The sequence below is a fragment of the Mesorhizobium hunchu genome (genome assembly GCF_040081975.1).
GTDB lineage: Bacteria > Pseudomonadota > Alphaproteobacteria > Rhizobiales > Rhizobiaceae > Mesorhizobium > Mesorhizobium hunchu.
In genome coordinates this window covers 240,112-265,972 of record NZ_JBEBMG010000005.1, presented here as the reverse complement: position 1 = coordinate 265,972, position 25,861 = coordinate 240,112, and the positions used below count along the sequence as shown (strand labels likewise).

Sequence of the window (25,861 nt, the reverse complement as noted above, 5' to 3'; positions counted from 1 at the left end):
GCGGTGAAACCCTACCGTTCGGCGGGTTAACCTTCTCTTTAGCGTGGCGCGGCCGTGCCGATTTCCGCGATGGCCTGTGCCTGCTGCGAAGCCTCGACCACCGCAAGCGCGGTCATGTTGACGACGCCTCGCGAGGTGACGGACGGCGTGAGGATATGGGCGGGCCGATCCGTGCCCAAAAGGATCGGGCCGACATGCAGCGCGTCGAGCATGGTGCGCAGCGCCGTCAGCGTGATGTTCGCCGAATCGAGGTCCGGGAAGACCAGCAGGTTCGCCTCGTCCTTCAGCCTCGAATGCGGATAGACGCGTTGGCGCAATTGTGCCGACAGGGCGGAATCGGCGTGCATCTCGCCGTCGCATTCCAGGTCCGGCGCGACGTGATGGATGATTTCCGCCGCTTTGCGCATCTTGTGCGCGCTCGGGCATTCCCTGGAGCCGAAATCGGACAGTGACAGAAGCGCGGCCTTGGGCTCAATGCCGAAGCGGCGGATCTCCTGCGCCGCCAGAACCGTCATCTCGGCGATTTCCTCGGGCGTCGGGTCGATCGTGACGTAGGTGTCAGTGAGGAACAGCACGCCGCGCTGCGAGATCAGCATCGACAGCGCGGAAAGGTCACGATCCTCGACGCCGGGACGCGCGCCGATGATCAGCCTGACATTGCGCAGGTGCCTGGCGAAGCGGCCTTCCAGACCGCAGATCATCGCGTCGGCCTCGTTGCGCTTCAGCGCCAGTGCGGCGATGACCGTGTTGTCCGTGCGCACCATGGTGCGGGCGGCCTCGGGCGTGACGCCGCGCCGGCCGCCGAGTTCCATCAGGAGATCGACATAGCTGCGGTAGCGCGGGTCGTCCTCCGGATTGATGAGGCCGAAATCGACCTCCGGCCGGATTCTCAGTCCATAGCGCTTCAGCCTGACCTCGATGACGTGCGGACGGCCGATCAGGATCGGCTCCGCGATGCCTTCTTCCAGAACGACCTGCGCGGCGCGCAGCACCCGCTCGTCCTCGCCGTCGGCATAGATGACGCGCTTGGCCGAGGATGCTCTGGCGGTCGAGAACACCGGCTTCATGACGAGGCCGGAACGCCAGACGAAGCGGTTCAACTTGTCGACATAGGCAACAAAATCGGCGATCGGGCGCGTCGCCACGCCTGTTTCGCAGGCCGCCTTGGCGACGGCGGGCGCGATGCGCAATATGAGACGTGGGTCGAAGGGCGAAGGGATGAGGAAATCCGGCCCGAAGACCGGTGTTTCGCCGGAATATGCCTTGGCGGCCACGTCGGACGGTTCCTCACGGGCGAGGGCCGCGATGGCCCGCACCGCCGCCATCTTCATCTCCTCGTTGATGGCGCTCGCACCGCAGTCCAACGCTCCACGGAAGATATAAGGAAAACACAATACGTTGTTGACCTGATTGGGGAAATCCGATCTGCCGGTGCAGATCATCGCGTCCGGCCGCGCGGCCCGCGCCACCTCCGGCATGATTTCGGGAGTCGGGTTGGCCAGCGCCAGTATCAGCGGCTTGTCCGCCATCTCGGCCAGAAGCTCGGGCTTGAGCACGCCGGCCGCAGAGAGGCCGAGGAAGACGTCCGCGCCGCCGATGACGTCGGCAAGCGTGCGCGCGTTGGTGTCCTTGACGTAAGGGTCCTTCCACCGGTCCATCTCCTCGACGCGGCCCTTGTAGGCGACGCCGTGCCGGTCGGTGACCCAGATGTTGTCGACGCGCGCGCCCAGCGAAACCAGCAGGTTGAGACAGGCAAGGGCGGCCGCGCCCGCGCCCGAGGTGACGATCTTGATGTCCTCGATTTTCTTGCCGGCCAGTTCCAGACCGTTCAGCACCGCCGCGGCGACGATGATGGCGGTGCCGTGCTGGTCGTCGTGGAAGACGGGAATGCGCATGCGCGCCTTCAATTGCTCCTCGACCTCGAAGCACTCCGGCGCCTTGATGTCCTCCAGGTTGATGCCGCCGAAGGTCGGCTCCAGCGCGGCCACGGTCTCGACCATGCGCTCGATCCCGGGTGCGTCGATCTCGATGTCGAAAACGTCGATCCCGGCGAATTTCTTGAACAGGACCGCCTTGCCTTCCATCACCGGCTTGGAGGCCAGCGGGCCGATATTGCCGAGGCCGAGCACGGCCGACCCGTTGGACACGACCGCGACCAGATTGGCGCGGCTGGTATAGTCCGCCGCCGTTGCCGGATCGTCGCGAATCGCCAGGCAGGGTGCGGCGACGCCGGGAGAATAGGCCAGCGCAAGATCGCGCTGGTTGCCGAGGGGCTTGGTCGATTGAATCTCCAGCTTGCCCGGTGTCGGATGCTTGTGGAAGTAGAGTGCCGCTTCTTCCAGATCCGATCGTGCCGGTTTGCCGGTGTCGTCCATGCCCATCGCTCCCTTGCCGTGCCGTGTCCGTTCTATCATGCGGACGCGAAATTCCGAATGCAGAACTCTAAATCGAAATATGAAACTGAATTCAGTTTATTGTGAAAATCAATTCAGGCATCGGATGAACGGCTGCTGTGAATGAGCAGCCTTAGAACGCGCTGACATAGAGGCCGCCGTCCACCGGAATGTTCTGTCCGGTCAGGTATCCGGCATGGACGGAGCAGAGGAAGGCGCAGATCTGGCCGAACTCCTCGGGCGTGCCAAGCCTTTTGGCGGGGATGTCGGCGGATATGCGCGTCTTTCGCGCCGCCGCAGCTTCCGGACTTTCGACGCTGCCGGGTTCGTGCGGGCCACGCAGCCTGTCGGTGTCGAGCTTGCCGGGCAGCATGTTGTTGATGGTGACGTTGCTGTCGATCACGGTGCGGGCGACGCCCGCGAGGAACGACGTCAGCCCGGCGCGCGCGCCCGACGACAGGTCGAGGCCGGGGATCGGCGTATAGACCGACAGCGAGGTGATGTTGACGATGCGGCCGAAGCGCCGTTCGGCCATGCCGTCGATCACCGCCTTGATCAGTTCGATCGGGGTGACCATGTTGTTGGTCACGCCCTGCAGGATCTTTTCGCGGTCCAGTTCGCGGAAATCGCGGAAGGGGGGTCCGCCGTTGTTGTTGACGAGGATGTCGACCTGCGGGAAAGCGCCGGTGAGCGCTTCCTGAACCTCGGGCCGGGACACGTCGCCGGCAACCTCGACAACCGTGACGCCCCATTTGGAGCGAAGCTCTTCCGCTGTCCTGGCCAGAAGATCGGCATCGCGGCCATTAATCGCCAGGTCGCAGCCGGCTTCCGCCAGCGCTGCCGCGCAGCCCTTGCCCAGTCCCTTGCTGGAGGCGCAGACGATCGCCTTTTTGCCGCGAATTCCAAGATCCATTTCAAGTCTCCATCGTGAGCGGCCAAGCTAGCCCCGCTGCTGGACCAATCGCAACCGCCTTGCTCTGTTGCATGCGCCCGGTCCGTTTGGCTGGCGGACGAACGGCGCTGCGAATTGAACCGGATCGAAATTCCCGTCCGACCCGTTTTGCCGCCCGCACGGACATGTTAGGCCGTGCCGGAGCATTCGGCCTGCCGGCCGACTCGCCGCCGGACCACTCATGTCGCTGCCACCGCTTTCGCCCGAACAGAAGGTCAAGCCTCGCTATTTCGAACTGAGGCTGTCGGCGATGTTCTTCACCCTGTTGATCCCCGGCGGAATCTACATTCCATATTTTCCGCTGTGGCTCCAGAAGCACGGATTCGACCCCGAGCAGATCGCCGTCATCCTGTCGGCGCCCATGTTCCTCAGGGTGGTGACGACGCCGCTTCTGACGGCGCTGGCGGACAGGGCGCGGGACAGGGCCGATATCTACATCGCCCTCGTCGCCGCTTCGGCGGTCGTCTCGGCGGGCTATTTCCTGACGCCTGCCTATGGTCTGGTGCTGGCGGTTTCGCTGCTGCTCTCCACCGTCTGGACGCCGCATTCGCCGATCGCCGATTCGCTTGCCCTTTCGGGCGTCAGGCGCTTCAAGGCGAACTACCCGTCGATGCGGGTGTGGGGATCGATCTCCTACCTTTTGGCCAACCTCGCCGGCGGTTTCCTGCTGGCGGCCTTCAGCGCCGACGCCGTGCCGGTGACCGTTTTCGCCTCGTTCTGCCTGGCGCTCGTCGCCGGCTTGTTCGCGCCGCGCCTCGGCAGGCCGCGGCTGGGCTCGCCCCTGTCGGCCACTGAAATCCAGGCCAAGGCGCCGCGGCTGCTCGGCCGCTATTTCGTCTGTTTCATGCTCGCGACCGGACTGATCATCGCCAGCCATTCCTTCATCAACGGGTTCGCCTCGATCTACTGGCGATCGATCGGGATAAGCGATCCGGCCATCGGCGTGCTGTGGGCGTTCGCCGTGGTCGCCGAAGTCTGCGTCTTCTTTTCCTTCAGGCGCGTCTTCGGTCACCATTCGGCGGTGACGCTGATGGTTGCCGCCGCTCTGGGCGCCGTGTTGCGCTGGACGCTGTTTCCGCTGATTTGGCCGCTTGGCCTTGGCGTCGCCGGGTTCTTCGTCGTGCAGGCGCTGCATGCGATTTCGACCGCGCTGGTGCTGATCGGCCTGCAGAAGATGATCGGCGAGACGGTGTCCGACAGCCGTACCGGCGCGGCGCAGGGCATGGCTTATTTTTCCAATTACATCTTCACCGCCGCCGCGACGCTGGCGTCAGGGCCTTTGTACGCCAGTTTCGGGGCCGCCGGCGCGTTCGGCATGGTGCCGGTCGCGCTGGCCGGACTGGCGCTTGCCGTGCTGGCGGGGCCTCAGCCCCACAGCGCGGCGGCGGGAGGCGACACGAGCGACCCTTCATAGACGAGGCCCGGGTCGCGATCGCGCGCCAGAAGCAGCGGCCCGTCGAGATCGACGAAGGCCGCGCCCTGGGCCAGCAGCACGGCCGGCGCCATGCCCAGCGACGTTCCCACCATGCAGCCGACCATGACGGCGAAGCCCTGCCGCTCCGCGGCTTCGCGCAGGGCCAGCGCTTCCGTCAGGCCGCCGGCCTTGTCGAGCTTGATGTTGACGGCGTCGTAGAGGCCGACGAGGGCGCTTATGTCCCTGGTCTCGTGGACGCTTTCGTCAGCGCAGACCGGAATGGGACGGGAGATGCGGCCAAGCACGGCGTCCTCGCCGGCAGGCAGGGGCTGTTCGACCAGCGCCACGCCGATCTCTGCCGCCGCGGCCAGGTTCCGCTCCACGTTGGCTTCGGTCCAGCCTTCGTTGGCGTCGAGGATGATGCGGCTCTTTGGTGCGGCTTCGCGCACGGCGCGGATGCGCTCGATGTCGCCGTCGCCGCCGATCTTGACCTTGAGCAGCGGGCGTGCCGCGTTGGCATGCGCCTGCGCGGCCATCGCCTCCGGCGTTCCCAGGGACAAGGTATAGGCGGTTTCCATCCGCCCCGGAACGATGCCGAGGCGCTCGGCGACCCGCACGCCACTGGACTTGGCCTCGAGGTCCCAGAGCGCGCAGTCGACGGCGTTGCGCGCGGCGCCTGCGGGCAGGGCGGCCAGCAGGTCCGCCCGGTTCATGCCGCTTTCAAGCGCCGGGACGACCGCTCCGATCTGCTCCAGAACGCTTTCCATTGTCTCGCCATAGCGTCGATAGGGAACGCATTCGCCGCGGCCCGCGTTCTCCGCATCGCGAATGGTGCAGACGATGACTTCCGCTTCCGTCTTCGAGCCGCGCGAAATGGTGAAAGTGCCCGCGATAGGAAAAATTTCCCGCTCGACAGAAATGACACGCGTCATATTTTTCTTCTCCGCCGCAAGACCATACCGCTTGTCGGTAAATGACAGTCCGGCACGGTCGGGCTAAACAGGGCGCCATGTTGATCACCCGCAAGCGCGATGCAAGTGAGAACGGGGAGGCACAAGCCGAATCCCCGCCGCGCATCGCCGTGGGCGAGGAAAACGGTGTGCTGGGCTGCGCCTTTTCCGGCGTATGGATGACCCGCACGGTTGCCGATGTCGATGCGCAGATGCGCAAGATCGGGGAACGGGGCGGCTTCGCGACCTTGGCGCTCGATCTTTCCAAGATAGAGAAGATGGACACGGCAGGAGCCTGGCTGATCGACCGGCTGATCAGCGCCCAAAAGGAAAAGGGTGCAAAGATCCGTATCCAGGGCGAAAGCGAGATCGCCTCAATCCTGCTGAATGCCGTGGGCGACGCGGCAACGCGCGGTGATGACACGCCGCCGCCGAGGCCGCCCAATATCGTCCTGCGCATATTGGAGGCCATCGGCCGCCGCGTCTACGAGATGAGAGACGATTTCCTTGCCGGCATGAACATCCTGGGCGCGACGATCCGCGGCGCGCAGACGAAGCTCGGCCGCGGCCACGCGGTCAATCCCGCCGCGATCTTCAACCAGATCGACCGCATGGGCGTCGGCGCGATCCCGGTGGTCGTGCTGATGTCGTTCATCGTCGGGGCGATCGTCGCCCAGCAGGGCGCCTACCAGCTTCGCTATTTCGGCGCCGACATCTTCGTGGTCGACCTCGTCGGCGTCCTGGTGCTGCGCGAGATGGGCGTGCTGCTCACCGCCATCATGATCGCCGGCCGTTCCGGCAGCGCCATCACCGCCGAAATAGGCTCCATGAAGATGCGCGAGGAGGTCGATGCGCTGAAGGTGATCGGCCTGAATCCGATCGGCGTGCTGGTGTTCCCGCGTCTGGTCGCGCTGGTCATCGGCCTGCCGTGCCTGACCATCATTGCCAATTTCGCCGCCCTCGGCGGCGGTATGCTGGCGGCCTGGCTCTATTCGGATATTCCGCCGGCGGCGTTCCTCGACCGGCTGCGCGCTGCGATCGACCTCAGCAGCTTCTTCTCGGGCATGATCAAGGCGCCGTTCATGGCCATGATCATCGGCATCATCGCTTCGGTCGAAGGCATGAAGGTCGGCGGCAGCGCTGAATCGCTCGGGCAGCATGTCACCGCCTCGGTGGTGAAGTCGATCTTCGTGGTCATCGTTCTCGACGGCCTGTTCGCCATCTTCTATGCGGCGATCGATTTCTGACATGGCCGGGGAACAGAACAAAAAGTCCGAACTCTATGGCGAGGACGACGAGATCGTCCTGTCCGCCCGCGATGTCACCGTCGCTTTCGGCGACAAGGTGATCCTGCAGGACCTCTCGCTCGACATACGGCGCGGCGAAATCCTGGGCTTCGTCGGCGCTTCCGGTGCGGGCAAGTCGGTGTTGCTGCGCACGATCCTCGGCCTCAACAAGAAGCAGGCCGGCACCATCAAGCTGTTCGACATCGACGTGGACAGAGCGAGCGAAGCCGAGCGGCTGCGCATCGACATGCGGCTCGGCGTGCTCTTCCAACACGGCGCGCTGTTCTCGGCGCTGACGGTCCTGGAAAACGTCCAGGTGCCGATGCGGGAATATCTCGACCTGCCGAAACCGCTGATGGACGAGCTTGCCATGCTCAAGATCGAGTTGGTCGGGCTTCCCGCCGATGCCGGGCGCAAGTTCCCGTCCGAACTGTCGGGCGGCATGATCAAGCGCGCCGCGCTTGCCAGGGCGCTGGCGCTCGATCCCGATATCGTCTTCCTCGACGAGCCGACATCCGGACTCGACCCGATCAGCGCCGCCGAGTTCGACGAACTGGTGGTGAAGCTGCGCGACACGATGGACCTGACCGTCTACATGGTCACGCACGATCTCGATTCCCTGTTCACGGCCTGCGACCGCGTGGCCGTTCTCGGCAACAGGAAGGTGCTGGTGGAAGGCACGATCGAGGACATGCTCAAGAGCGAGGAGCCGTGGGTGAAGTCGTATTTCCGAGGAAAACGCGCCCGTCAGCTTGATCTCGCCGCACGGACATAGAAATTGGAAGGCGATGGAAACCCGGGCCAACTACGTCATTGTCGGTATCTTCACGGTGGCCGCCATCCTTGCCGCGTTCGGCTTCGTCTACTGGACGGCGGCGATCGGCGACAGGGGTGAGACCGCGCTGCTGCGGATCCGCATTCCGGGCTCCGCTTCCGGTCTCGGGCGCGGCAGCTTCGTGCTGTTCAACGGCGTCAAGGTGGGCGACGTGCGCCGCGTCTATATCGACGTGGACAACCCTAACGCCGCGATCGCCGATACCGAAGTCGACCGTCTGACGCCGATCACCAAATCGACCCAGGCCGATATCGGCATCGCCGGCCTGACCGGGCAGGCCAATGTCGAACTGAAGGGCGCCAATCCCCAGGAGCCGAGGCTGTTCGACCAGGCGGACGCCGAAGGCAAGGTGGCCGTGATCGTCGCCAACCCGTCAGCGGTGACGAATCTTCTGGAGACGGCGCAGGACATCTTCACCCGGGCCGACAAGGTGCTGTCGCAGCTCGAGGGCTTCACCAACGACGTGCGTGGCCCGCTCACGGACACGGTCAAGAACGTCCAGAAATTCTCCGATGCGCTGGCCGCCAATTCCGATGGAATCGACAAGTTCCTGGCAAGCGTCTCTTCGCTTTCGACCACCTTGCAGGGCGTCTCCACCAAGCTCGACGGCACGCTGACGGCGGCGCAGGACCTGCTCAACTCCGTCGACCGCGACCGCGTGCGCGAGATCGTCGCCAACGTCGACGAGACCACGAAGAACCTGAAGCAGACCAGCGATCGGTTCGACGAGGTCATCGGCAACGTCAACACGGCCGTCGGATCGATCAACACCTTCGCACAGAAGACGCAAGGCACGCTTTCGCGTGTCGACAAGGTGCTGGACGGCATCAATCCCGACGACGTGCGCCAGGCACTGGCCAACATCCAGAGCGCCAGCGACAACGCCAACAAGGCCGCGGCCGACATCGCCAAGGTCACCGACAAGTTCGCCAACCGCGCCGACGACATCGACCAGACCATCAAGGACGCGCATCAGCTTGCCGAACGCCTCAACAACGCTTCGACGCGCGTTGACGGCATTCTGGCCAAGGTGGACAAGCTGCTCGGCTCGGGCGAGGCAAACGGCGTGATGGCGGATGCGCGCGCCACGCTGAAATCGTTCAAGCAGGTGGCGGATACGCTCAACGCCCGCCTCGGCGTCATCACCGACAATCTCGCGCGGTTCTCGGGCGAGGGCCTGCGCAATGTCAATTCGCTGGTGCAGGACAGCCGCCGTTCCATCAACCGCATCGAGGAGGCGGTTACCGACCTGCAGCGCAATCCGCAGCGCATCCTGTCGGGCGGCGACGGCGAGGTGCGGCAGTACAACGGCAGGACGCGGCGTTGACAAGGATCGTGACCGTGGCCATGAACAGCGGATGGGCGGCGGTTGGGGGCCGCCAGCCAAACGCTCGCGACATCGGGGATAGCGCGTGAAGCCGAGAGTTTTCCGTTTCGTCCTGGGCGTGCTCGCCCTGTCTTTCACCGGCTGCGCGGCCTTGCCGGGCGGCGGGCCGGCGCCGCTCGACACGTTCGATCTTTCGGCGGCCCCCGTCGCCTCGCACGGCCATAGCCGCCGTCAGATCCTGATCGCCCAGCCGGCTGCGCTCAAGGCGCTCGACAGTCAGAACATCGTCATCAAGACCGGCTCGCGTTCCATCGAATACCTCAAGGGCGCGCAGTGGGCCGACAGGCTGCCGCTGATCGTCCAGGCCAGGCTGGCGGAAACCTTCCAGCGCTCCGGCAGCTTCGCTGGCGTTGGCAAGCCGGGCGAGGGGCTGGCGATCGACTATCAGGTCATCACCGAGATACGGGCCTTCGGCGTGCGCGCCGACAATGGCGGCGTGGCCGAGGTCGATCTGTTCGTACGCCTGCTCAACGACCGCAACGGCGAAGTGCGCGCGGCGAAGGAGTTCACCGCGTCGGCTCCCGTGTCCGGCAGCGGCAACAAGGCCTACGTCGATGCGCTGAACCGGGCGTTCGGCCAGGCAGCCTCCGACATCGTCCGCTGGACGGACCGGACGATCTGACGGCCAAATCACTCAGAGCTTATGCCAGCAGATGCGCCAGCAAGGCGCGAAGCTGCGCCGGCTTGAGCGGCTTGCGCATCAGCTCGATGCCGGCGGCTTGCGCTGCGCGGTCGATCAACTCCGAATTGTCGGCGGTAACCAGGAGCGCGGGGACCGGCCGCCCCAGATAGTCCCTGATCTCGGTGATCGTATTGGTTCCCAGGTCGCCGCTGTCGAGGTGCTGGTCGGCGATGACGATATCGGGCGTCCAGGCGGTGTCGCCGAGCGCGTCGAGCGCTTCCTCGGTCGAGGTCGCCGCCCGGACCGCGCATTGCCAGCGTTCCAGCAGCGAGGTCATGGCGCCGAGCACGTCCGGATCGTTCTCGACCAGCAGCACCCGCGTGCCGAACAGCCCGTAGCCGCGCGGCCGCTCCGCCTCGCCGGCCGGCACGACATGCGCGGGAGCGCTGCCGATGCTCGGCACGTCGACATGGAAGATCGTTCCGCGGCCGACACGTGAAGAGAATGATACGGGATGGCCGAGCGCGCCGGCCATGCGGCGCACGATCGCCAGCCCAAGCCCTAGCCCGCCGCCGACCAGTTCGGCATCGGGGGAAACGGTGCCGCGGTGGAACTCCTCGAAGATCGCGTCTCGCTGCGTTTCGGGAATACCACATCCGGTGTCGGCGACGTCGATGCGCACGGTGGCGCCGCGATTGCGCACGCCCACGAGAATGCCGCCGGAGCGCGTGTAGCGCAGCGCATTGGACAGCATGTTCTGCAGGATGCGCCGCAGCATCGTCGCGTCGGAGCGGACCACGGCCCCCGTTTCCAGGAATTTCAGCGTCAGGCCCTTGCGTTCCGCCAATTGCTGGAAATCGGATTTCAGCGAGGAAAACAGCGCTTCGAGCTGGACGTCGGCGATGCTGGGCTGAACCACGCCGGCATCGAGCCGTGAGATGTCCAGCAGGGTGCGCAGCAGGTCCTCCATCGTCTCCAGCGAGCGCTCGACCTGCCTGACCAGCGTTCTGCCTTCCTCGCTCGTCTGCAATTCGGCGAGGGCCGAGACAGAAAGGTGAGCCGCGTTGAGCGGCTGCAACACGTCATGGCTCGCCGCCGCGAGAAAACGGGTTTTTGAGAGATTCGCCTGCTCCGCGCTTTCCTTGGCGGCGGAAAGGTCGATGTTGGATTGTTCCAGCCGCCGCAGGGTCGCGTGGAGTTCCTCCGTGCGTGCCCTTACCCGGCTTTCCAGCGCGATCGCCGTCTGGAACAGCGAAAAGGCGTTGCCCTGCTGATCCATCGAGCGCTCGACGCGCGAGATCAGCGCGGCATTTATCTTCTTCAGGCGCTCGATATCGTCGATCCGGCTGATGGGCATGACGGAGCCTAGCGGGCCGCCCCGGGAAGCCCGAAGGCTATGCCGGTAAAGGTCTGGTTGAGATGCATGGAACGGTACTGCTCGCCGTAGGTGCCGAAGCCGATGACATTGTGGGACCGGTAGAGTTCCGACATTTCGCGGGTGATCTGGCGGTTCTGCGCGTCCAGCCGGCGCAAGACGCAATCGAAGCCAAGCACCAGATCCAACGCGCCGAGCCGGGTCGCGACATCGGCAAGGGCCGCTTCCGTCGATTCCACCATTCCCTTCGGTTGTGCGATGGAAAGCACGATGCCGTCGTCGATGGCGCAGAAGAAGGAGAGCGAGCCGTCGGGGTGCATCTTCTGGATCGAACGGCAGTAATATTCTCCGCCGACGCGCACGACGACCGGGTGCGAGGCGAAGGAAAGCGGCGTCAGCGCTTCCGGCACGATGCCGACGGAGGCGGCATATTCCGTCGCCGCGCCGGCCGCGTTGAATTCCCGCACGATGCGGTTGTCGGGATCGGAGGCCGTCACCACCAGCTTTTCGTCGGTCGGAACGAAATTGTCGGTCTTGAAGACCTGGAATGGAACGTCCGTCGCGATCAGCACGATGACGGCGCTGTCCGACGCCGCGTGCCCGTCGGAAATGACCCGCGTCGTCTCGAATTTCAGATCGTCGCCCGCCGAGCCGCCGATGAGCGGTATGTCGTCCAGTCCCCAATGGATGGCGGAGGTAACGGCTTCTTCCGCATAGGAAAGCCCGTCAATGAAGCAGAGCGCGAAGATATTTCGATCCTCGTTCTCGCCGAGGCGGGCCTGCAGATCCCGCCTGAGCGCTTCCACGTCGCCGGTGATGCCGTCGATCGGCGATGTCGAAAGCCCGCGAACCATGATGTCTGCGGTCACGAATGCGGGTGAGGGAAAGAGGATCGCCAGCATATGGCCTTCCTCGAGCCCTTGCGGCGTGATTTCCCCCGCGGTGGAGCAGCCGGCGTGGCGAAGGGTCGGCGCATGTCTTGCCAGCGCCTCGGCCAGCGTGGCGGCGTCGATCAGGCTTTGCGAAAAGAAGACCAAAGCGAAATCGGCTCCCACCGCTTGCGCTTCGTCGTTCACCGCCCGCGCGAAGGCTTCGGCGTCGGCGTTGTCGGTGGTCAATGCCGACAGGCCGCAGGCATAGCTTGTCCGCGAGCAGAGCAGGGCTTCCTCCCAAGTCCTCCCGCCGACCGCTTTCGAGCAGGCGGTTTCTCCATTGTCGTGGCGGATCGCTGTTTTGGCAAGCGCATCGGCGGCGGCGTGAGGGGCGCGCGTGACCGAAAGTACAATATACGGCCAAAAGGGCCGATAGCATTCTCGCGGCGAGGCAATACAGAGGCTTTGCCGAAGCGTTATTCGTGGCTAGAATAACGCCGAGCGCAGGCTAGGCCGGTCGCCGAGAACCAAGGTTGGAACACCCAGGGAGGCTTTATGTCGGACATATCGATGACGGTTAACGGGAGGCAGGTGAGCGGCTCCGCCGAAGACCGCACCTTGCTCGTCCATTTCCTGCGCGAGACCCTCGGGCTGACCGGCACACATGTCGGCTGCGACACGTCTCAATGCGGCGCCTGCGTGGTGCATGTCGACGGCAAGGCGGTGAAATCCTGCACCATGCTCGCCGCCCAGGCAGCGGGCTCCACCGTCGTCACGATCGAGGGCCTCGCCGACGGTGCGGACCTTCATCCGGTGCAGGCCGCCTTCAAGGAACATCATGGCCTGCAATGTGGCTTCTGCACGCCCGGCATGATCATGACGGCGACCGATATGATCCGCCGTCACCCGGAAGGCCTCGACGAGAAGACGGTGCGCGAGGAGCTGGAAGGCAATATCTGCCGCTGCACCGGCTATCACAACATCGTCAAGGCCGTCCTCGCCGCGTCCGCGACGATGGCGAAGGCAGGCAAGGGCAGGGCGAAGAAGGCGGCGTGATGAAACGGCAGTCGGCAATCGGCAGTCGGCAATCGAATTGAAGGAGGCGCTTCGGCAGGGGCATTGCGCGTAGTCCACAACGACTGCCGATTGCCGACTGCCGACTGCCTCTCCCTGAAGGGAGGAACTGACATGGGTATCGAAGGCATCGGCGCTCGCGTGGCGCGCAAGGAAGACAAGCGGTTCATTACAGGCGCCGGCCGCTATGTCGACGACATGGTGGTGCCCGGCATGAAGCATGCCGTGTTCGTGCGCAGCCCGCATTCGCACGCGCAGATCAAGAAGCTCGACGTGTCGAAAGCCAAGGCGATGCCGGGGGTGATCGGCGTTCTGACCGGCAAGGAACTCAAGGCCGACGGCATCGGCAACCTGATCTGCGGCTGGATGATCCATTCCAAGGACGGCACGCCGATGAAGATGGGGGCGTGGTCGCCGCTCGCTGTCGACAAGGTGCGTTATGTCGGCGACGCGGTCGCCATCGTGGTGGCCGACACCAAGGGCCAGGCGCGCGACGCGGCAGAAGCGGTCGAGGTGACCTACAAGGAGCTGAAGTCGGTGACGAGCGCCGTCGATGCGCTGAAGAAGGGCGCGCCGCAGCTTCACCCCGAGGCCGAGGGCAATCTGATCTACGACTGGGAGATCGGCGACGCCAAGGCGACGGACGCGGCACTTGCCAAGGCCGCTCACATCACCCGGATGCACATCGTCAACAACCGGCTGGTGCCGAATGCGATGGAGCCGCGCGCCGCGCTCGGTCACTATGACAAGGCCGAGGACCATACCACGTGCTGGACGACCTCGCAGAACCCGCATGTCGCCCGTCTGGTGATGAGCGCGTTCTACAACGTCGCGCCCGAAAACAAGCTGCGCGTCATAGCACCGGATGTCGGCGGGGGATTCGGCTCCAAGATCTTCATCTACCCGGAAGAGGTCATCTGCTGCTGGGCGTCGAAGAAGACCGGCGTGCCGGTGAAATGGGTGGCCGACCGGACCGAGAGCTTCCTCACCGATGCGCACGGACGCGATCATGTCTCGGAAGTTCAGATGGCGTTCGACAAGGACAACCGCGTCATCGGGCTGAAGGTCGACACCATCGCCAATTTCGGTGCCTACATGTCGCTGTTCTCCTCGTCGGTGCCGACGTACCTCTACGCCACGCTGCTGTCGGGCCAGTACAACATCCCCGCGATCCACGCCAACGTCAGGGCGGTCTATACGAACACGGCGCCCGTCGATGCCTATCGCGGCGCGGGGCGTCCGGAAGCCTGCTATCTCCTGGAGCGGACGATGGAGACGGCGGCACGGGAACTCGGCGTCGATCCTGCCGAACTGCGCCGCAAGAACTTCATCACCCAGTTCCCGCACCAGACGCCGGTCATCATGAACTACGACGCCGGCGATTTCGGCGCCTCCCTAGACGCGGCGATGAAGCAGGTCGATTATGCCGGCTTTCCGAAACGCAAGGCCGCGGCGGCCAAACGCGGCAAGCTGCGCGGCATCGGTTTCTCCAACTATATCGAGGCCTGCGGCATCGCGCCGTCCGCAGCCGTCGGTTCGCTCGGCGCCGGCGTCGGCCTTTGGGAATCGGCCGAGGTGCGCGTCAACGCGGTCGGCACGATCGAGGTACTGACGGGCTCGCACAGCCACGGGCAGGGCCATGAGACGACCTTCGCGCAACTGGTCAACCAGCGTTTCGGCGTGCCGCTCGATTCGGTCTCGATCGTCCACGGCGACACCGACAAGGTGCAGATGGGCATGGGCACCTACGGGTCGCGCTCCGGCGCGGTCGGCATGTCGGCCATCGTCAAGGCGCTGGATAAGGTCGAGGCCAAGGCGAAGAAGATCGCAGCCCACCTGATGGAGGCCGACGAGGGCGACATCGTCATCGAGAACGGCGAGTTGAAGGTCGCCGGCACCGACAAGACCGTGCCCTGGTTCCAGCTGGCGCTGGCGGCCTATACGGCGCACAATCTGCCGTCGGGCATGGAGCCGGGCCTGAAGGAAACGGCGTTCTACGATCCGTCCAACTTCACGTTCCCAGCCGGCTGTTACATCTGCGAGGTCGAGGTCGATCCCGAGACTGGCGTGACCGAGATCGTCCAGTTCGTCGCCGCCGACGACTTCGGCAACATCATCAACCCGATGATCGTCGAAGGACAGGTGCATGGCGGCATCGCGCAAGGCGTCGGTCAGGCCATGCTGGAGGGCGCGCACTACGATGGCGAGGGCCAGCTTCTGACGGCGAGCTATATGGACTACACCATGCCGCGTGCCGGCGACCTGCCGTCCTTTCAGGTATCGACCTCCAATACGCCGTGTCCCGGCAACCCGCTCGGCATCAAGGGCTGCGGCGAGGCCGGCGCCATCGGCTCGCCGCCGGCGGTCATCAACGCCATCACCGACGCCATCGGCACCAACGACCTGACGATGCCCGCTTCGCCGTCCCGCGTGTGGGCTGCGATCCAGGCGACGAAGCACTGAGGAGGACGCTCATGTACGCAGTCAACTATCACCGCGCCGCCTCGGTTTCTGATGCGGCTAAGCTGTTGAAAAACGAGGATGCGAAGCTCCTGTCGGGGGGCATGACGCTGATCCCGGCAATGAAGACGCGGCTCGCCGCTCCGTCCGACCTGGTCGACATCTCGCGCATCGATGCGCTCAAGGGCGTCAAGGTGTCGGGCAAGACGGTCACGATCGGCGCCGCGACGACGCATTACGATGTCGCGGGCGACGCGAAGCTCCAGAAAGCCTGCCCGGCACTGGCGCATCTCGCCTCGCTGATCGGCGATCCGGCCGTTCGCCACAAAGGCACGATCGGCGGTTCGATCGCCAACAACGATCCAGCTGCCGACTACCCAGCGGCGATGCTGGCGCTGAATGCCACCATCGTCACCAACAAGCGCGAGATTGCCGCCGACAAGTTCTTCAAGGGGCTTTTCGAGACGGCTCTGAAGGACGGCGAGATCGTTACGGCTGTCAGCTTCACCGCGCCGGCCAAGGCCGGCTACGAGAAATTCCGCAATCCGGCGTCCCGCTACGCCATCGTCGGCGTCTTCGTAGCGAAAGACAAGGACGGCATCAGGGTAGCCGTGACCGGAGCTGGCGATGACGGCGTCTTCCGCTCGAAGGAAATGGAAGCCGCGCTCGCGAAGGCATTCGACGCTGCTTCTCTCGATGGCGTCAAGGTGCCGGCGGGCAATCTGATGACGGACATGCACGCGTCGGCCGACTACCGCGCCAACCTGGTGAAGGTCATGGCCAAGCGCGCCGTCGCCGCGGCCAACGCCTGAGGCCTGACTTCAAAAGACTTGATTCAGCGGCGTGGAGCCATTCCGCGCCGCGTCCCGCGACTGGCTGTTCGTTTGCGTATTCCACAGACGTATTCGACTATTGTCGTAGGGCGGCGATTGTGAATTGTCATATCGCACCACGATAATAACCTGTCTCCTGCCCATAATAGATAAATCGGGGAGGGAATCATGGATACAGGATCAGGAGGCGGCGGCTGGTTCAGCCGCTCGCGTACCATTGCAAAACCAGGCTTCAGCCGCTGGATGGTGCCGCCGGCGGCCTTGTGCGTGCATTTGTGCATCGGCCAGGCCTATGCGTTCAGCGTTTTCAACCTGCCGATGACCAAGCTCATCGGCATATCCGAATCGGCACCCGACGACTGGAAACTGACGGAACTCGGCTGGATCTTCTCGCTGGCCATCTTCTTTCTCGGCGTCTCGTCGGCGGTGTTCGGCCGCTGGGTCGAGGAGGGCGGTCCGCGCAAGGCGATGTTCACCGCCGCCTGCTGCTGGGCTGCGGGATTTCTGATTTCGGCCTTCGGCGTTTCCATTCATAATCTGTGGCTGATCTATCTCGGTTACGGTGTGCTCGGCGGCATCGCGCTCGGCATAGGCTATATCTCGCCGGTCTCGACGCTGATCAAATGGTTCCCGGATCGGCCGGGCATGGCCACCGGAATGGCGATCATGGGCTTCGGCGGCGGCGCCTTCATCGCCGCGCCGCTGTCGGTCTGGCTGATGAAGAGGTTCACCACCGACGCCCATATCGGCGTGATGGAAACCTTCGTCGTCCTCGGCATCGTCTATTTCATCTTCATGGTCGTCGGCTCGATCATCGTGCGCGTGCCGCCGGCCGACTGGAAGCCGGAAGGCTATGTCGCCCCCAAGGAGAACAAACTCATCAGCAAGAAAGACGTCTTCGTCTACGATGCGCTGAAGACACCGCAGTTCTGGTTGATCTGGTGGGTGCTGTGCCTGAACGTGACAGCCGGCATCGGCGTGCTCGGTCAGGCCTCGGCGATGAGCCAGGAGATGTTCCCCGGATTGATCACGCCGGTCGCGGCGGCTGGCCTGGTCGGCCTGATGAGCCTGTTCAACATGGGCGGTCGCTTCGCCTGGGCGACGACATCCGACTACATCGGCCGCAAGAACACCTATTTCGTGTTCATGGTGCTGGGCTTCATCCTCTACTGTCTGGTTCCATTGACGGGCGCGACTGGCAGCGTCGCCGGCTTCGTGCTGTGCTTCCTCATCATCATCTCGATGTATGGTGGCGGCTTCTCGACCGTGCCGGCCTATCTGCGCGACATGTTCGGCACGCGCTATGTCGGCGCCATCCACGGGCTCCTGCTCACGGCATGGTCGGCGGCCGGGATATTCGGGCCGGTCATCGTCAACTATCTGCGTGAGTACAACGTCACGCACGGCGTACCGAAGGCGGATGCTTACAACAACACCATGTACATCATGGCCGGCCTTCTGGTGATCGGCTTCATCTGCAACTTCTTCGTCAAGCCGGTCGACAGTCGCTTCCACATGAAGGACGAGAAGACCGATGCCGCGCTCGACGTCGCCGGTGACGCGGCCAGGGCCTGAGGAGAATGACAATGGAAAACAATCAGAACGGCACCACCACCCTGCAACTCGTGCTGGCGTGGGGATTTGTCGGCATCCCGCTGGTTCTCGGCGTGCTGCAGACGCTGGTCAACGCGATGAAACTGTTCCAGTAGCAGCTACGGTTTTTGCGTCGCAAGGGCGGCGGGCCTGACAGGCCCGCCGCTTTTCGTATCTGGCGTGATCTCAGGCCAATGGCCTTGCGTAATAGCGCACCGTCTTCCTGCCGTCATGGATCGCGGCCGAGCCCACCTCGGCGAAGCCGAGCGCCGCGTGGAAAGCATCCGAGGCCGGATTGGGCGGCTCGGCGTTCACCTCGCAGGTGACGATGCTGTGCCCGGCGCGCGCCGCATGGGCAAACAGGTCTTCATAGAGCCGCCGTGCGTGGCCGCGACCGCGCGCTTCGGCTGCCACCACCACGCGGTCGACGTAGACGAAGCGCGGGTAGCGACCACGGAACCACAGGAAGTTGGGGCTGTCGTAGCGGGCGCTCTGGTCGAAGGTCATGATGAAGGCTTCCAGCGCGCCGATGCGCCGCGCATAAAAGGCCTCGCCAAGCAGCGCCGACAATTGCTCCGGCTCCAACCAGGAAAGCTCCTCAGCATGTTCGTTGTTGAGCGCCAGCACTGCAGCCTGCAACTCGGCCGGTACGGTCTCTATCGTCTTGATGTCCCGATTGCTCATGCCCTCGCCGCCGTGATGGTGTCGGCGATCAGCGTCGGGTCCGTCACCGTGATGCGGTATTCCCGGTCGAGATCGGTGCCGCCCATGCCGACATGCGGGTTGCGGTAGCGCATTTCACTCGGCAGATCCTTCAAGGCGGCGAAGTGCATTTCCTTCAATCCGGTCTTTTTCCGGATTTCGCCGATAGTGTCTGGCCCCAGCGCGCCGCAGCCGAGGATGACGATCCTGTCGCCTGCCTGCCGCACCAGTGCCGCGAGCAGGTCGGCTCCTTCGGCTGCCGTGTCGCGCTGGCCGCTGGTCAGCACGCGGCCGACGCCGCAGCGGATCAGCGCCTCCAGCGCTTCGGCAGGATCGCGGGTCATGTCGAAGGCGCGGTGGCATGTGACCGCAAGCGGGTCGGCAGCCTGGACGAGGGCCGTCATGCGCGCCTCGTCGATGACGCCCTCGGCCGTCAGGCATCCCACGACGACACCCGCCACGCCCATCTCGCGCAGCGCCGCGACATCGGCCAGCATCGAGTGGTATTCCGCATCGCTGTAGAGGAAATCGCCGCCGCGCGGGCGCACGATGACGTGGAAGGGTATCGTCGCGCGCTCCAGCGCCGCACGGACGGTGCCGAAGCTCGGCGTGAGGCCGCCTTCCAGCAGGCTGGCGCAGAGTTCGACACGATCCGCGCCCGCCGACTGGGCTGCCAGAAGGCCGTCTATCCCCTCGACGCAGACTTCGATCAGCGGAGAGTTCGGTGAACCGTCCAACGCCATATTTGCCTCCAATTCCTGCTTGTGCCTCTAGCGCATATCTCCGCCCAAAGGAAACCGTTTCAGGGGCGCCGAAACGCTGCCGGGAAGCCGATGTTCAACGTATGACGAAGGCCTCGTCCTTGACTTGCGAGGCCCGCCATAACAGTTAGGTGTCTACGCCGCCCGGACGTCTGCCGTCTGTTTCGCCGCGCGCGCAGGGGAGCCGTCCAGGAGCCGCCGAATGCCGTTTGGAATCGACCAGTCGACGGTTCTCGCCTATCTGGAAGTCATCGCCATCAATCTCGTCCTGTCGGGCGACAATGTCATCGTCATCGGTATGGCGGCTGCCGGCCTCGCTGCCGAACTGAGACAGAAGGCGATCTTCATCGGCATCGCGGCCGCGACCGTCATACGCATCGTCTTCGCGGTCATCGCCGTCGAAATCCTGGCCATAACCGGCATCACGCTGCTCGGCGGACTGCTGCTGTTCTGGGTCTGCTGGAACATGTTCAAGGAGCTGCGCGCGGCCGGCGAACCTGCCGAGGAGCCGGATATGGCGGGCGAGGGCGCGATGGCACCGGTCCGTCCGCCGAAGAAGCTCAGCCAGGCCATCGTCCAGATCATCGTGGCGGACCTGTCGATGTCGCTGGACAACGTCCTTGCAGTCGCCGGCGCAGCCCAGGAAAATATCGACGCGCTGATCTTCGGCCTCGTCCTCTCGGTGGTTCTCATGGCGGCCGCCTCGACGCTGGTGGCGAAACTGCTGGCGAAATACCGGTGGATCGGCTGGATCGGCCTCGCCATCATCGTCTATGTGGCGCTCGGCATGATCGTCGACGGGGTCGAAGACCTGATGAAGCTCGACTATTCGACACTGCTTGGCCGGGCGGCGCCCGCTGCCGGCTGACCGGACCGCTTGCGGCAGCGCCTCTATCCTTGCTCCTGCATCCTGCGGGCGAGGGCGCGGTGAAGGTCGGGCGCGGCGGCGACGAGAGCCCTTGCGGCTTGCGACTGCGGATGGCCGAGCACGTCGCCGGTGCGGCCATGCTCGACGATGCGGCCTTCGTCCATGACCAGCACATCGTCCGTGATGGCGCGCGCCACTGTCAGGTCGTGGGTGATGAAGAGGTAGGCGACCCCGAGCTTTCCGTTCAGTTCCGCGAAGAGATCGAGGATCTGCGCGCGGATCGACACGTCGAGGGCAGAGACGGGTTCGTCCGCCACCACCAGCTTCGGCCGCGTGATGACGGCGCGGGCGATCGACAGCCGCTGGCGCTGTCCGCCTGAAAACTCGTGCGGATATTTTTCCATGTCGCGGGGACTGAGGCCCACTTCCTCCAGCGCGTGGGCAACCATCTCGCGCCGCTCGGCGCGCGCCGGTTTTTTCGCCAACAGGTGCAGCGGCTCCGCCACCAGCCGTTCCACCTTCTGGCGCGGGTCGAACGAGCCGTAGGGGTCCTGGAAGACGACCTGCATGTCGCGCCGCGCCGATTTGAGCTCGGTTTCGCTCCTGCCGGTGATCGTCTCGCCGCGAAAGCGGATTTCGCCGCTCGTCGGCCTGTCCAGCGCCAGCACCATGCGGGCGAGCGTGGACTTGCCGCAGCCGGATCGGCCGACCAGCGCCACCGACTGGCCGGAGGCAATGGTGAAGGACACGTCGTCGACCGCATGCACCGGCGTGTCGCGCCGGACCAGGGAAAGACGCCGGCCGGGATAGAGGCGGGAGACGGACTGGACGTCGAGCAGGGAGGACTCGGCAGTCGGCAGATCGGCAATCGGCAGTCGGGAGGCTTCGGGGAAAATCCGATTGGCGACTGCCGATCTGGCGACTGCCGGCACGCTGCGCTTCGGCACATGCATCGACGCCAGCGCCAGTTGCCGCGTGTAGGGATGCACCTGCCCGGACAGGACGCGCACCGTCTCTCCCGCCTCCATCACCTCGCCGCCTTTCAGCACGGTGATGCGGTCCGACATGTCGGCGACCACGGCAAGGTCGTGCGAGATCAGCAGCAGACCCATGCGGCTCTCCGCCACGAGGCTCCTGAGCAATTCGAGGATCTGCTGCTGCAAGACGACGTCGAGCGCCGTGGTAGGCTCGTCGGCGATCAGCAGCTTCGGCTTGAGTGCGCAGGCGATGGCGATGACGACGCGCTGGCGCTGGCCGCCGGAAAGCTCGTGCGGATAGCGCGCGAGCGGGAATTTCGCCGCCGGCAAGCCGACCCGGTCGAGCATCCGGCGGGCAAGGGCTTCGGCGTCGGCGCGGTTGGCCCCGGTATGCCAGCGTATGCCCTCGGCCACCTGCTCGCCGATGGTCTTGACCGGGTTGAGCGCCGTCATCGGTTCCTGGAAGACCATGCCGACATCGTCGCCGCGCAGCGCGCACATCTGGTCTTCGGTCGCGGACAGGATATCGATGCCGTCGAAGGTCACGCGGCCCGATGTTCGCGCAGCCTGCGGCAGGAGTTGCATCACCGTCAGCGCCGTCATCGACTTGCCAGACCCGGATTCGCCGACCAGCGCGACCGTCTCGCCGGAGGCGACCGACAGATCCACGCCCTTGAGGACGGGCTGGCCGCCGATGTCCAGCCTCAGGCCTTCGATTTCGAGGAGGCTTGCGGAAGGCTTCATCGACGCCGCCGCGACTTCGGGTCGATGATGTCGGAAATGCCGTCGCCGAGCAGGTTCAGCGCGAGCACGGTGACGGCGATGGCGATGCCGGGGAAGATCGCCATCCACGGTGCGGTTGCCATGCGCGTCTGCGCGTCGAACAGCATGCGTCCCCAACTCGGCATCGGCGGCTGGGCGCCGAGGCCGACATAGGACAGACCTGCCTCTGCCAGGATGCCGAGGGCGAACTGGATGGTTCCCTGGACCATCAAGAGCGTGGCGATGTTGGGCAGTATGTGCTCGACGGTGATGAGCGCGCCGCCCTTGCCGGCGGCGCGTGCGGCGAGGATGAATTCGCGTGGCCAGATCGCCAGCGCGCCGGCCCGCGCCACGCGCGCGAACACGGGAATGTTGAAGATGCCGATGGCGATGATGGCGTTGACGGCGCCCGGCCCGAACACGGCCGTGATCATCACCGCCGACAGGAGGGCCGGGAAGGCGAAGACGAGGTCGTTCAGCCGCATCACCGCTTCGTCGAGCAGGCCGCCGCGGGCCGCCGCGAGACAGCCGAGCGGCACGCCGACGCCCATGCCGATGCCGACGGCGACCAGGGCGACCGCGATGGAGTTGCGCGCGCCGACCATGATCATGGACAGGATGTCGCGTCCGAAATGGTCGGTGCCGAACCAGTGTGCGGCCGAAGGCGGCCGCAGCTTGTCCGCGATGACGAGGGCGGCCACATCGTAGGGCGTCCAGACGAACGACACCAGCGCCGCCAGGATCACGATCACGGCGACCGCCAGCCCGACGACGAAGGACCGGTTCCGCAGAGCCTTGGCGGCCAGGCTTGCCATTCGGCCTTCCGGCATGTCGACGTGCAGCGTCACCGCGCGCTCACTCCCGCGCCTTCAGCCGCGGGTCGACCACCGCGTAGGAGAGGTCGACCAACAGGTTGACGGCGATGACGGCGGCGACCAGCAGCATGATCACGCTTTCCACCACGATCAGGTCGCGCTGCGTGATCGCCTGGAAGACGAGGCGGCCGAGGCCGGGAAGATAGAAAACGTTCTCGATGATGATGGTGCCGGCAAGAAGGAAGGCGAATTGCAGGCCCATGATGGTCACGACCGGGATCAGCGCGTTGCGCAGCGCATGGCGCCACAGCACGGCGCGCCACGGCAGGCCCTTGGCGCGCGCGGTGCGCACATAATCCTCGGTCAGCACCTCCACCAGCGCCTGCCGGGTGACGCGGGCGAGAATGGCGGCCTGCGGCAGCGCCAGCGCGACCGCCGGCAGGGCAAGCGCCTTCAACGCCGGCCATGCACCCGCCTTCCAGCCGGGAAAGCCGCCGGCCGGCACCCAACGCAGCCACACGGCGAACAGGTAGATCAGGAGCAGGGCGAACCAGAAATTCGGGATGGCGACGCCGACCTGCGTGGTGCCCATGGCGATCGCGTCGCCGGCGCGTCCGTGCCGGCTGGCCGAATAGACGCCGACAGGGATCGCTATGAGGGTGGAGAGCGCCAGAGCGATCAGTGCAAGCGGCAGAGAGACGACGACGCGCTCGCGCACGAGGTCGATCACCGGCACGGAATAGGTGTAGGAGCGCCCGAAATCGAACCTGAGCAGGCCCGCGGCCCAATGCAGGTAACGGGTAACCAGCGGGTCGTTGAGGCCGAGCTGGTTGCGCAGCAGTTCGACCTGGTCGGCGTCCGCGTTCATGCCCAGCATCAGCCGCGCCGGATCGCCGGGCACGACCTGCAGCACGGCGAACACCACCATCGACGCGAGGACGAGGGTGGCGGCGGCGATCAGCAGGCGCTTGAGAAGGTAGGTCGTCATGCGCGAGGCGCCTTTCCTTCTCTCCGTTCATTGCTGGGTAACCGCCTATGGCGTTGAACTCCCATCGTTTGCCTCACCCCATCCCTAACCCCTCCCCACAAGGGGGAGGGGGACCTCGCGGCAGCACCACGGTGAGTCAGCGTAAGCGATCTTCGGCGAAACGGCGGTATCGGCATCTCCGTCCCCCTTGTGGGGAGGGGACAGGGGTGGGGGGGCAACGCTATAGGCGATTGCCCGGCCGTGAACGGAGAGAAGAAGCCGGCCGTCATTCGGGGGCCGCGCAACGGAGCCTGGAATGAAACGAGCGGCAGTCCGCACGACTAGTCGCTCCACTTTACCTTCGTCAGGTCGTTCGCCTGGATCGGCGCGTTCTGCCACAGGCCGGTGAGTTTGGAGTCCCACACGCCGACCTTCGGCAGTTCGAACAGGAAGGCGGCGGGGACGTCGTGCGCGAGGATCTTCTGCGCGGCGCCGAGCAGTTCGTTTCGCTTCGCTTCGTCCGATGTCAGGTTCAACTCGTCGATGACCTTGTTGAACTCGGGATTCTGGTAGTTGAAGTAGTAGTCGGGCCGCGAATAGATATCGATGTCGTTCGGCTCGGTGTGCGAGACGATGGTGAGGTCGTAATCCTTGCGGGTGAAGACCTGATCCAGCCATTGCGCCCATTCCACCGGGATGATCTCGGCGTCGATTCCGATCTCGCGCAGCTCGGAGGCGATGATCTGGCCTCCGTCGCGGGCATAGGCCGGCGGCGGCAGCTTCAGCGTCGTCTTGAAGCCGTTCTCGAGGCCCGCTTCCTTCAACAGTTCCTTTGCCTTGGCCGGATCGTACGGATAGACGCCGGTGAGATCGACATAGGCCTTGTTCGAGGGCGACATATGCGAGCCGATGGGCTGGCCGAGCCCGCCCGAGGCGCCGTCGATGATCGCCTTGCGGTCGATCGCGGAGGCGATCGCCTGCCGGACCTCCAGCTTGTCGAAAGGCGGCTTCTTGTTGTTCATGGCGAGGATGGTCTCGCCCTCGGTCGAGCCGACGACAACCTTCAACTGCGGATTGCCCTCGACCTGGCTGATGGCGTCCGGCGGAAAGAAGGGGAAGGCCTGCACGTCGCCCGATAGCATCGCTGGCACAGCCGCGGCTGCATCGGGGATGAAGCGGAACTCCGCCTTGTCGAGCGATGCCGGCTCGCCCCAATAGGTGTCCGATTTGACCAGCGTGACCTCCGAGCCCTTGGCCCAGTGGTCGAATTTGAACGGGCCGGTGCCGATCGGCTTTTCCTTGTTGGTATCGGCCGATTCCGGCGCCACGATCACCGCGTCGCCCCAGCCCATATTGTAGAGGAAGGAGCCCTGCGGATGCTTCAGCGTCACCTTGACGGTGGTAGGGTCCACGACCTCGACGGCGTCGATCGCCTCGAACAATACCTTCTGCGCATTGACCGAGTTCGGTCCGCGCGCGCGGTCGAGCGAGAACTTGACGTCATTGGCGTCGAAGTCGGTGCCGTCGTGGAATTTCACGCCGGTGTGCAGCTTGAAGGTGTAGGTCTTGCCGTCGTCGGAGACCGTCCAGCTTTCGGCGAGGTCGGGCAGGACCTCGCCATTCGCGCCGATGCGCGTCAGCCCCTCGAAGACATTGGCGTAGAGGATCTCGTCGATGGCTGCTGCCGCGCTCGCGGTCGGGTCGAGGTGCGGGGGCTCCAGCACGACGCCGAGCACCAGATCGGTTCGGGCGGCAAGCGCCGATCCGCCTGAGGCGAGGGCGAAAGCGGCGGCTGCGAGGATGGACGTCCACAATCTCATCGGTCTGCTCCCAAATTCCCGAACCGGCGCGGATAGAAGCCTGATTTTGCACGGGAGTAAATCGCACTCCCCCCTTTCACAGACGGTTTGCCGGAATGTTTCCCGTCGTGCGGCGCGGAACATCGACGGGCAACCCTATTGCG

22 protein-coding genes are annotated in these 25,861 nt (G+C 64.9%); 11 read left to right on the top strand and 11 right to left on the bottom strand.

Annotation, left to right across the window (positions count from 1 at the left end):
• Positions 1 to 38: 38 nt before the first annotated feature.
• Together ABMA46_RS11625 and ABMA46_RS11620 are read right to left on the bottom strand one after the other, a co-directional pair.
• Positions 39 to 2,414: an NADP-dependent malic enzyme gene (locus ABMA46_RS11625; RefSeq protein WP_425475726.1), complete on the bottom strand. Its 2,376-nt coding sequence runs from the start codon at positions 2,412 to 2,414 to the stop codon at positions 39 to 41.
• A 112-nt stretch (positions 2,415 to 2,526) separates the two neighbouring features.
• Positions 2,527 to 3,306 carry an SDR family oxidoreductase gene (locus tag ABMA46_RS11620; RefSeq protein ID WP_348999515.1) on the bottom strand — a complete coding sequence of 260 codons (780 nt, stop codon included), beginning with the start codon at positions 3,304 to 3,306 and terminating at the stop codon, positions 2,527 to 2,529.
• A 220-nt stretch (positions 3,307 to 3,526) separates the two neighbouring features.
• Here ABMA46_RS11620 and ABMA46_RS11615 point away from each other — a divergent pair, with 220 nt between their 5' ends.
• Positions 3,527 to 4,759, top strand: coding sequence for an MFS transporter (locus ABMA46_RS11615; RefSeq protein WP_348999514.1), 1,233 nt, complete (start codon positions 3,527 to 3,529; stop codon positions 4,757 to 4,759).
• Here ABMA46_RS11615 and dgcA read toward each other — a convergent pair.
• Positions 4,711 to 5,691, bottom strand: coding sequence for an N-acetyl-D-Glu racemase DgcA (dgcA, locus tag ABMA46_RS11610; protein WP_348999513.1), 981 nt, complete (start codon positions 5,689 to 5,691; stop codon positions 4,711 to 4,713). The genes ABMA46_RS11615 and dgcA overlap by 49 nt on opposite strands.
• A gap of 77 nt (positions 5,692 to 5,768) precedes the next feature.
• Here dgcA and ABMA46_RS11605 point away from each other — a divergent pair, with 77 nt between their 5' ends.
• The 4 genes from ABMA46_RS11605 (at position 5,769) to ABMA46_RS11590 (ending at position 9,839) form a co-directional block, all read left to right on the top strand.
• Positions 5,769 to 6,956 carry an MlaE family ABC transporter permease gene (locus ABMA46_RS11605; protein WP_348999512.1) on the top strand — a complete coding sequence of 396 codons (1,188 nt, stop codon included), beginning with the start codon at positions 5,769 to 5,771 and terminating at the stop codon, positions 6,954 to 6,956.
• A 1-nt stretch (position 6,957) separates the two neighbouring features.
• Positions 6,958 to 7,770, top strand: coding sequence for an ABC transporter ATP-binding protein (locus ABMA46_RS11600; RefSeq protein ID WP_348999511.1), 813 nt, complete (start codon positions 6,958 to 6,960; stop codon positions 7,768 to 7,770).
• A 13-nt stretch (positions 7,771 to 7,783) separates the two neighbouring features.
• Positions 7,784 to 9,157: an MlaD family protein gene (locus tag ABMA46_RS11595; protein WP_348999510.1), complete on the top strand. Its 1,374-nt coding sequence runs from the start codon at positions 7,784 to 7,786 to the stop codon at positions 9,155 to 9,157.
• An 85-nt stretch (positions 9,158 to 9,242) separates the two neighbouring features.
• Positions 9,243 to 9,839: an ABC-type transport auxiliary lipoprotein family protein gene (locus ABMA46_RS11590; RefSeq protein WP_348999509.1), complete on the top strand. Its 597-nt coding sequence runs from the start codon at positions 9,243 to 9,245 to the stop codon at positions 9,837 to 9,839.
• Between the two features lie 19 nt (positions 9,840 to 9,858).
• On the opposite strand, the gene ABMA46_RS11585 is transcribed toward ABMA46_RS11590, so the two are convergent.
• Together ABMA46_RS11585 and ABMA46_RS11580 are read right to left on the bottom strand one after the other, a co-directional pair.
• Positions 9,859 to 11,196 carry an ATP-binding response regulator gene (locus ABMA46_RS11585; RefSeq protein WP_348999508.1) on the bottom strand — a complete coding sequence of 446 codons (1,338 nt, stop codon included), beginning with the start codon at positions 11,194 to 11,196 and terminating at the stop codon, positions 9,859 to 9,861.
• Between the two features lie 8 nt (positions 11,197 to 11,204).
• Positions 11,205 to 12,332 (bottom strand): FIST N-terminal domain-containing protein, encoded by a 1,128-nt coding sequence (locus tag ABMA46_RS11580; protein WP_348999507.1) that lies wholly within the window; start codon positions 12,330 to 12,332, stop codon positions 11,205 to 11,207.
• A 309-nt stretch (positions 12,333 to 12,641) separates the two neighbouring features.
• Between ABMA46_RS11580 and ABMA46_RS11575 the strand changes: the two genes are divergently transcribed.
• From ABMA46_RS11575 to ABMA46_RS11555, 5 genes are all read left to right on the top strand, one after another.
• The gene (locus tag ABMA46_RS11575; protein WP_348999506.1) at positions 12,642 to 13,142 is read left to right on the top strand and encodes a (2Fe-2S)-binding protein; all 501 of its coding nucleotides are present in this window, start codon (positions 12,642 to 12,644) and stop codon (positions 13,140 to 13,142) included.
• Positions 13,143 to 13,274: 132 nt separating this feature from the next.
• On the top strand, positions 13,275 to 15,623 hold the full coding sequence (locus ABMA46_RS11570) for a xanthine dehydrogenase family protein molybdopterin-binding subunit (protein WP_348999505.1): 2,349 nt from the start codon (positions 13,275 to 13,277) through the stop codon (positions 15,621 to 15,623).
• A gap of 11 nt (positions 15,624 to 15,634) precedes the next feature.
• Entirely contained in the window at positions 15,635 to 16,432 is a 798-nt protein-coding gene (locus ABMA46_RS11565; RefSeq protein ID WP_348999504.1) for an FAD binding domain-containing protein, read from the top strand.
• Positions 16,433 to 16,621: 189 nt separating this feature from the next.
• Complete coding sequence (locus tag ABMA46_RS11560) at positions 16,622 to 18,028, top strand: L-lactate MFS transporter (protein WP_348999503.1); 1,407 nt, start codon at positions 16,622 to 16,624, stop codon at positions 18,026 to 18,028.
• Positions 18,029 to 18,039: 11 nt separating this feature from the next.
• Complete coding sequence (locus tag ABMA46_RS11555; RefSeq protein ID WP_348999502.1) at positions 18,040 to 18,162, top strand: MFS transporter small subunit; 123 nt, start codon at positions 18,040 to 18,042, stop codon at positions 18,160 to 18,162.
• 70 nt (positions 18,163 to 18,232) lie between these two features.
• Here ABMA46_RS11555 and ABMA46_RS11550 read toward each other — a convergent pair whose 3' ends face one another.
• The gene (locus ABMA46_RS11550; protein WP_348999501.1) at positions 18,233 to 18,730 is read right to left on the bottom strand and encodes a GNAT family N-acetyltransferase; all 498 of its coding nucleotides are present in this window, start codon (positions 18,728 to 18,730) and stop codon (positions 18,233 to 18,235) included.
• Complete coding sequence (locus tag ABMA46_RS11545; protein ID WP_348999500.1) at positions 18,727 to 19,491, bottom strand: copper homeostasis protein CutC; 765 nt, start codon at positions 19,489 to 19,491, stop codon at positions 18,727 to 18,729. Before ABMA46_RS11545 ends, ABMA46_RS11550 begins: the two co-directional genes overlap by 4 nt.
• A gap of 220 nt (positions 19,492 to 19,711) precedes the next feature.
• Between ABMA46_RS11545 and ABMA46_RS11540 the strand changes: the two genes are divergently transcribed.
• Positions 19,712 to 20,377: a YjbE family putative metal transport protein gene (locus ABMA46_RS11540; RefSeq protein WP_348999499.1), complete on the top strand. Its 666-nt coding sequence runs from the start codon at positions 19,712 to 19,714 to the stop codon at positions 20,375 to 20,377.
• Between the two features lie 23 nt (positions 20,378 to 20,400).
• On the opposite strand, the gene ABMA46_RS11535 is transcribed toward ABMA46_RS11540, so the two are convergent.
• From ABMA46_RS11535 to ABMA46_RS11520, 4 genes are all read right to left on the bottom strand, one after another.
• On the bottom strand, positions 20,401 to 22,098 hold the full coding sequence (locus ABMA46_RS11535) for an ABC transporter ATP-binding protein (protein ID WP_348999498.1): 1,698 nt from the start codon (positions 22,096 to 22,098) through the stop codon (positions 20,401 to 20,403).
• Positions 22,095 to 22,964, bottom strand: a complete 870-nt coding sequence (locus ABMA46_RS11530; protein ID WP_348999497.1) for an ABC transporter permease — start codon at positions 22,962 to 22,964, stop codon at positions 22,095 to 22,097. The genes ABMA46_RS11535 and ABMA46_RS11530 overlap by 4 nt, the downstream gene beginning before the upstream one ends.
• Positions 22,965 to 22,971: 7 nt before the next feature.
• Entirely contained in the window at positions 22,972 to 23,919 is a 948-nt protein-coding gene (locus ABMA46_RS11525) for an ABC transporter permease (protein ID WP_348999496.1), read from the bottom strand.
• Between the two features lie 320 nt (positions 23,920 to 24,239).
• Complete coding sequence (locus ABMA46_RS11520; RefSeq protein ID WP_348999495.1) at positions 24,240 to 25,718, bottom strand: ABC transporter substrate-binding protein; 1,479 nt, start codon at positions 25,716 to 25,718, stop codon at positions 24,240 to 24,242.
• Positions 25,719 to 25,861: the final 143 nt, after the last annotated feature.

Bases quoted from the DNA above. Each gene is read 5' to 3' on its own strand.
- ABMA46_RS11595 (WP_348999510.1), top strand. From the start codon at position 7,784: ATGGAAACCCGGGCCAACTACGTCATTGTCGGTATCTTCACGGTGGCC.
- ABMA46_RS11570 (WP_348999505.1), top strand. From the start codon at position 13,275: ATGGGTATCGAAGGCATCGGCGCTCGCGTGGCGCGCAAGGAAGACAAG.
- ABMA46_RS11550 (WP_348999501.1), bottom strand. From the start codon at position 18,730: ATGAGCAATCGGGACATCAAGACGATAGAGACCGTACCGGCCGAGTTG.
- ABMA46_RS11600 (WP_348999511.1), top strand. From the start codon at position 6,958: ATGGCCGGGGAACAGAACAAAAAGTCCGAACTCTATGGCGAGGACGAC.
- ABMA46_RS11555 (WP_348999502.1), top strand. From the start codon at position 18,040: ATGGAAAACAATCAGAACGGCACCACCACCCTGCAACTCGTGCTGGCG.
- ABMA46_RS11565 (WP_348999504.1), top strand. From the start codon at position 15,635: ATGTACGCAGTCAACTATCACCGCGCCGCCTCGGTTTCTGATGCGGCT.
- ABMA46_RS11520 (WP_348999495.1), bottom strand. From the start codon at position 25,718: ATGAGATTGTGGACGTCCATCCTCGCAGCCGCCGCTTTCGCCCTCGCC.
- ABMA46_RS11545 (WP_348999500.1), bottom strand. From the start codon at position 19,491: ATGGCGTTGGACGGTTCACCGAACTCTCCGCTGATCGAAGTCTGCGTC.
- ABMA46_RS11540 (WP_348999499.1), top strand. From the start codon at position 19,712: ATGCCGTTTGGAATCGACCAGTCGACGGTTCTCGCCTATCTGGAAGTC.
- dgcA (WP_348999513.1), bottom strand. From the start codon at position 5,691: ATGACGCGTGTCATTTCTGTCGAGCGGGAAATTTTTCCTATCGCGGGC.
- ABMA46_RS11625 (WP_425475726.1), bottom strand. From the start codon at position 2,414: ATGATAGAACGGACACGGCACGGCAAGGGAGCGATGGGCATGGACGAC.
- ABMA46_RS11585 (WP_348999508.1), bottom strand. From the start codon at position 11,196: ATGCCCATCAGCCGGATCGACGATATCGAGCGCCTGAAGAAGATAAAT.
- ABMA46_RS11535 (WP_348999498.1), bottom strand. From the start codon at position 22,098: ATGAAGCCTTCCGCAAGCCTCCTCGAAATCGAAGGCCTGAGGCTGGAC.
- ABMA46_RS11620 (WP_348999515.1), bottom strand. From the start codon at position 3,306: ATGGATCTTGGAATTCGCGGCAAAAAGGCGATCGTCTGCGCCTCCAGC.
- ABMA46_RS11605 (WP_348999512.1), top strand. From the start codon at position 5,769: ATGTTGATCACCCGCAAGCGCGATGCAAGTGAGAACGGGGAGGCACAA.
- ABMA46_RS11525 (WP_348999496.1), bottom strand. From the start codon at position 23,919: ATGACGACCTACCTTCTCAAGCGCCTGCTGATCGCCGCCGCCACCCTC.
- ABMA46_RS11560 (WP_348999503.1), top strand. From the start codon at position 16,622: ATGGATACAGGATCAGGAGGCGGCGGCTGGTTCAGCCGCTCGCGTACC.
- ABMA46_RS11575 (WP_348999506.1), top strand. From the start codon at position 12,642: ATGTCGGACATATCGATGACGGTTAACGGGAGGCAGGTGAGCGGCTCC.
- ABMA46_RS11615 (WP_348999514.1), top strand. From the start codon at position 3,527: ATGTCGCTGCCACCGCTTTCGCCCGAACAGAAGGTCAAGCCTCGCTAT.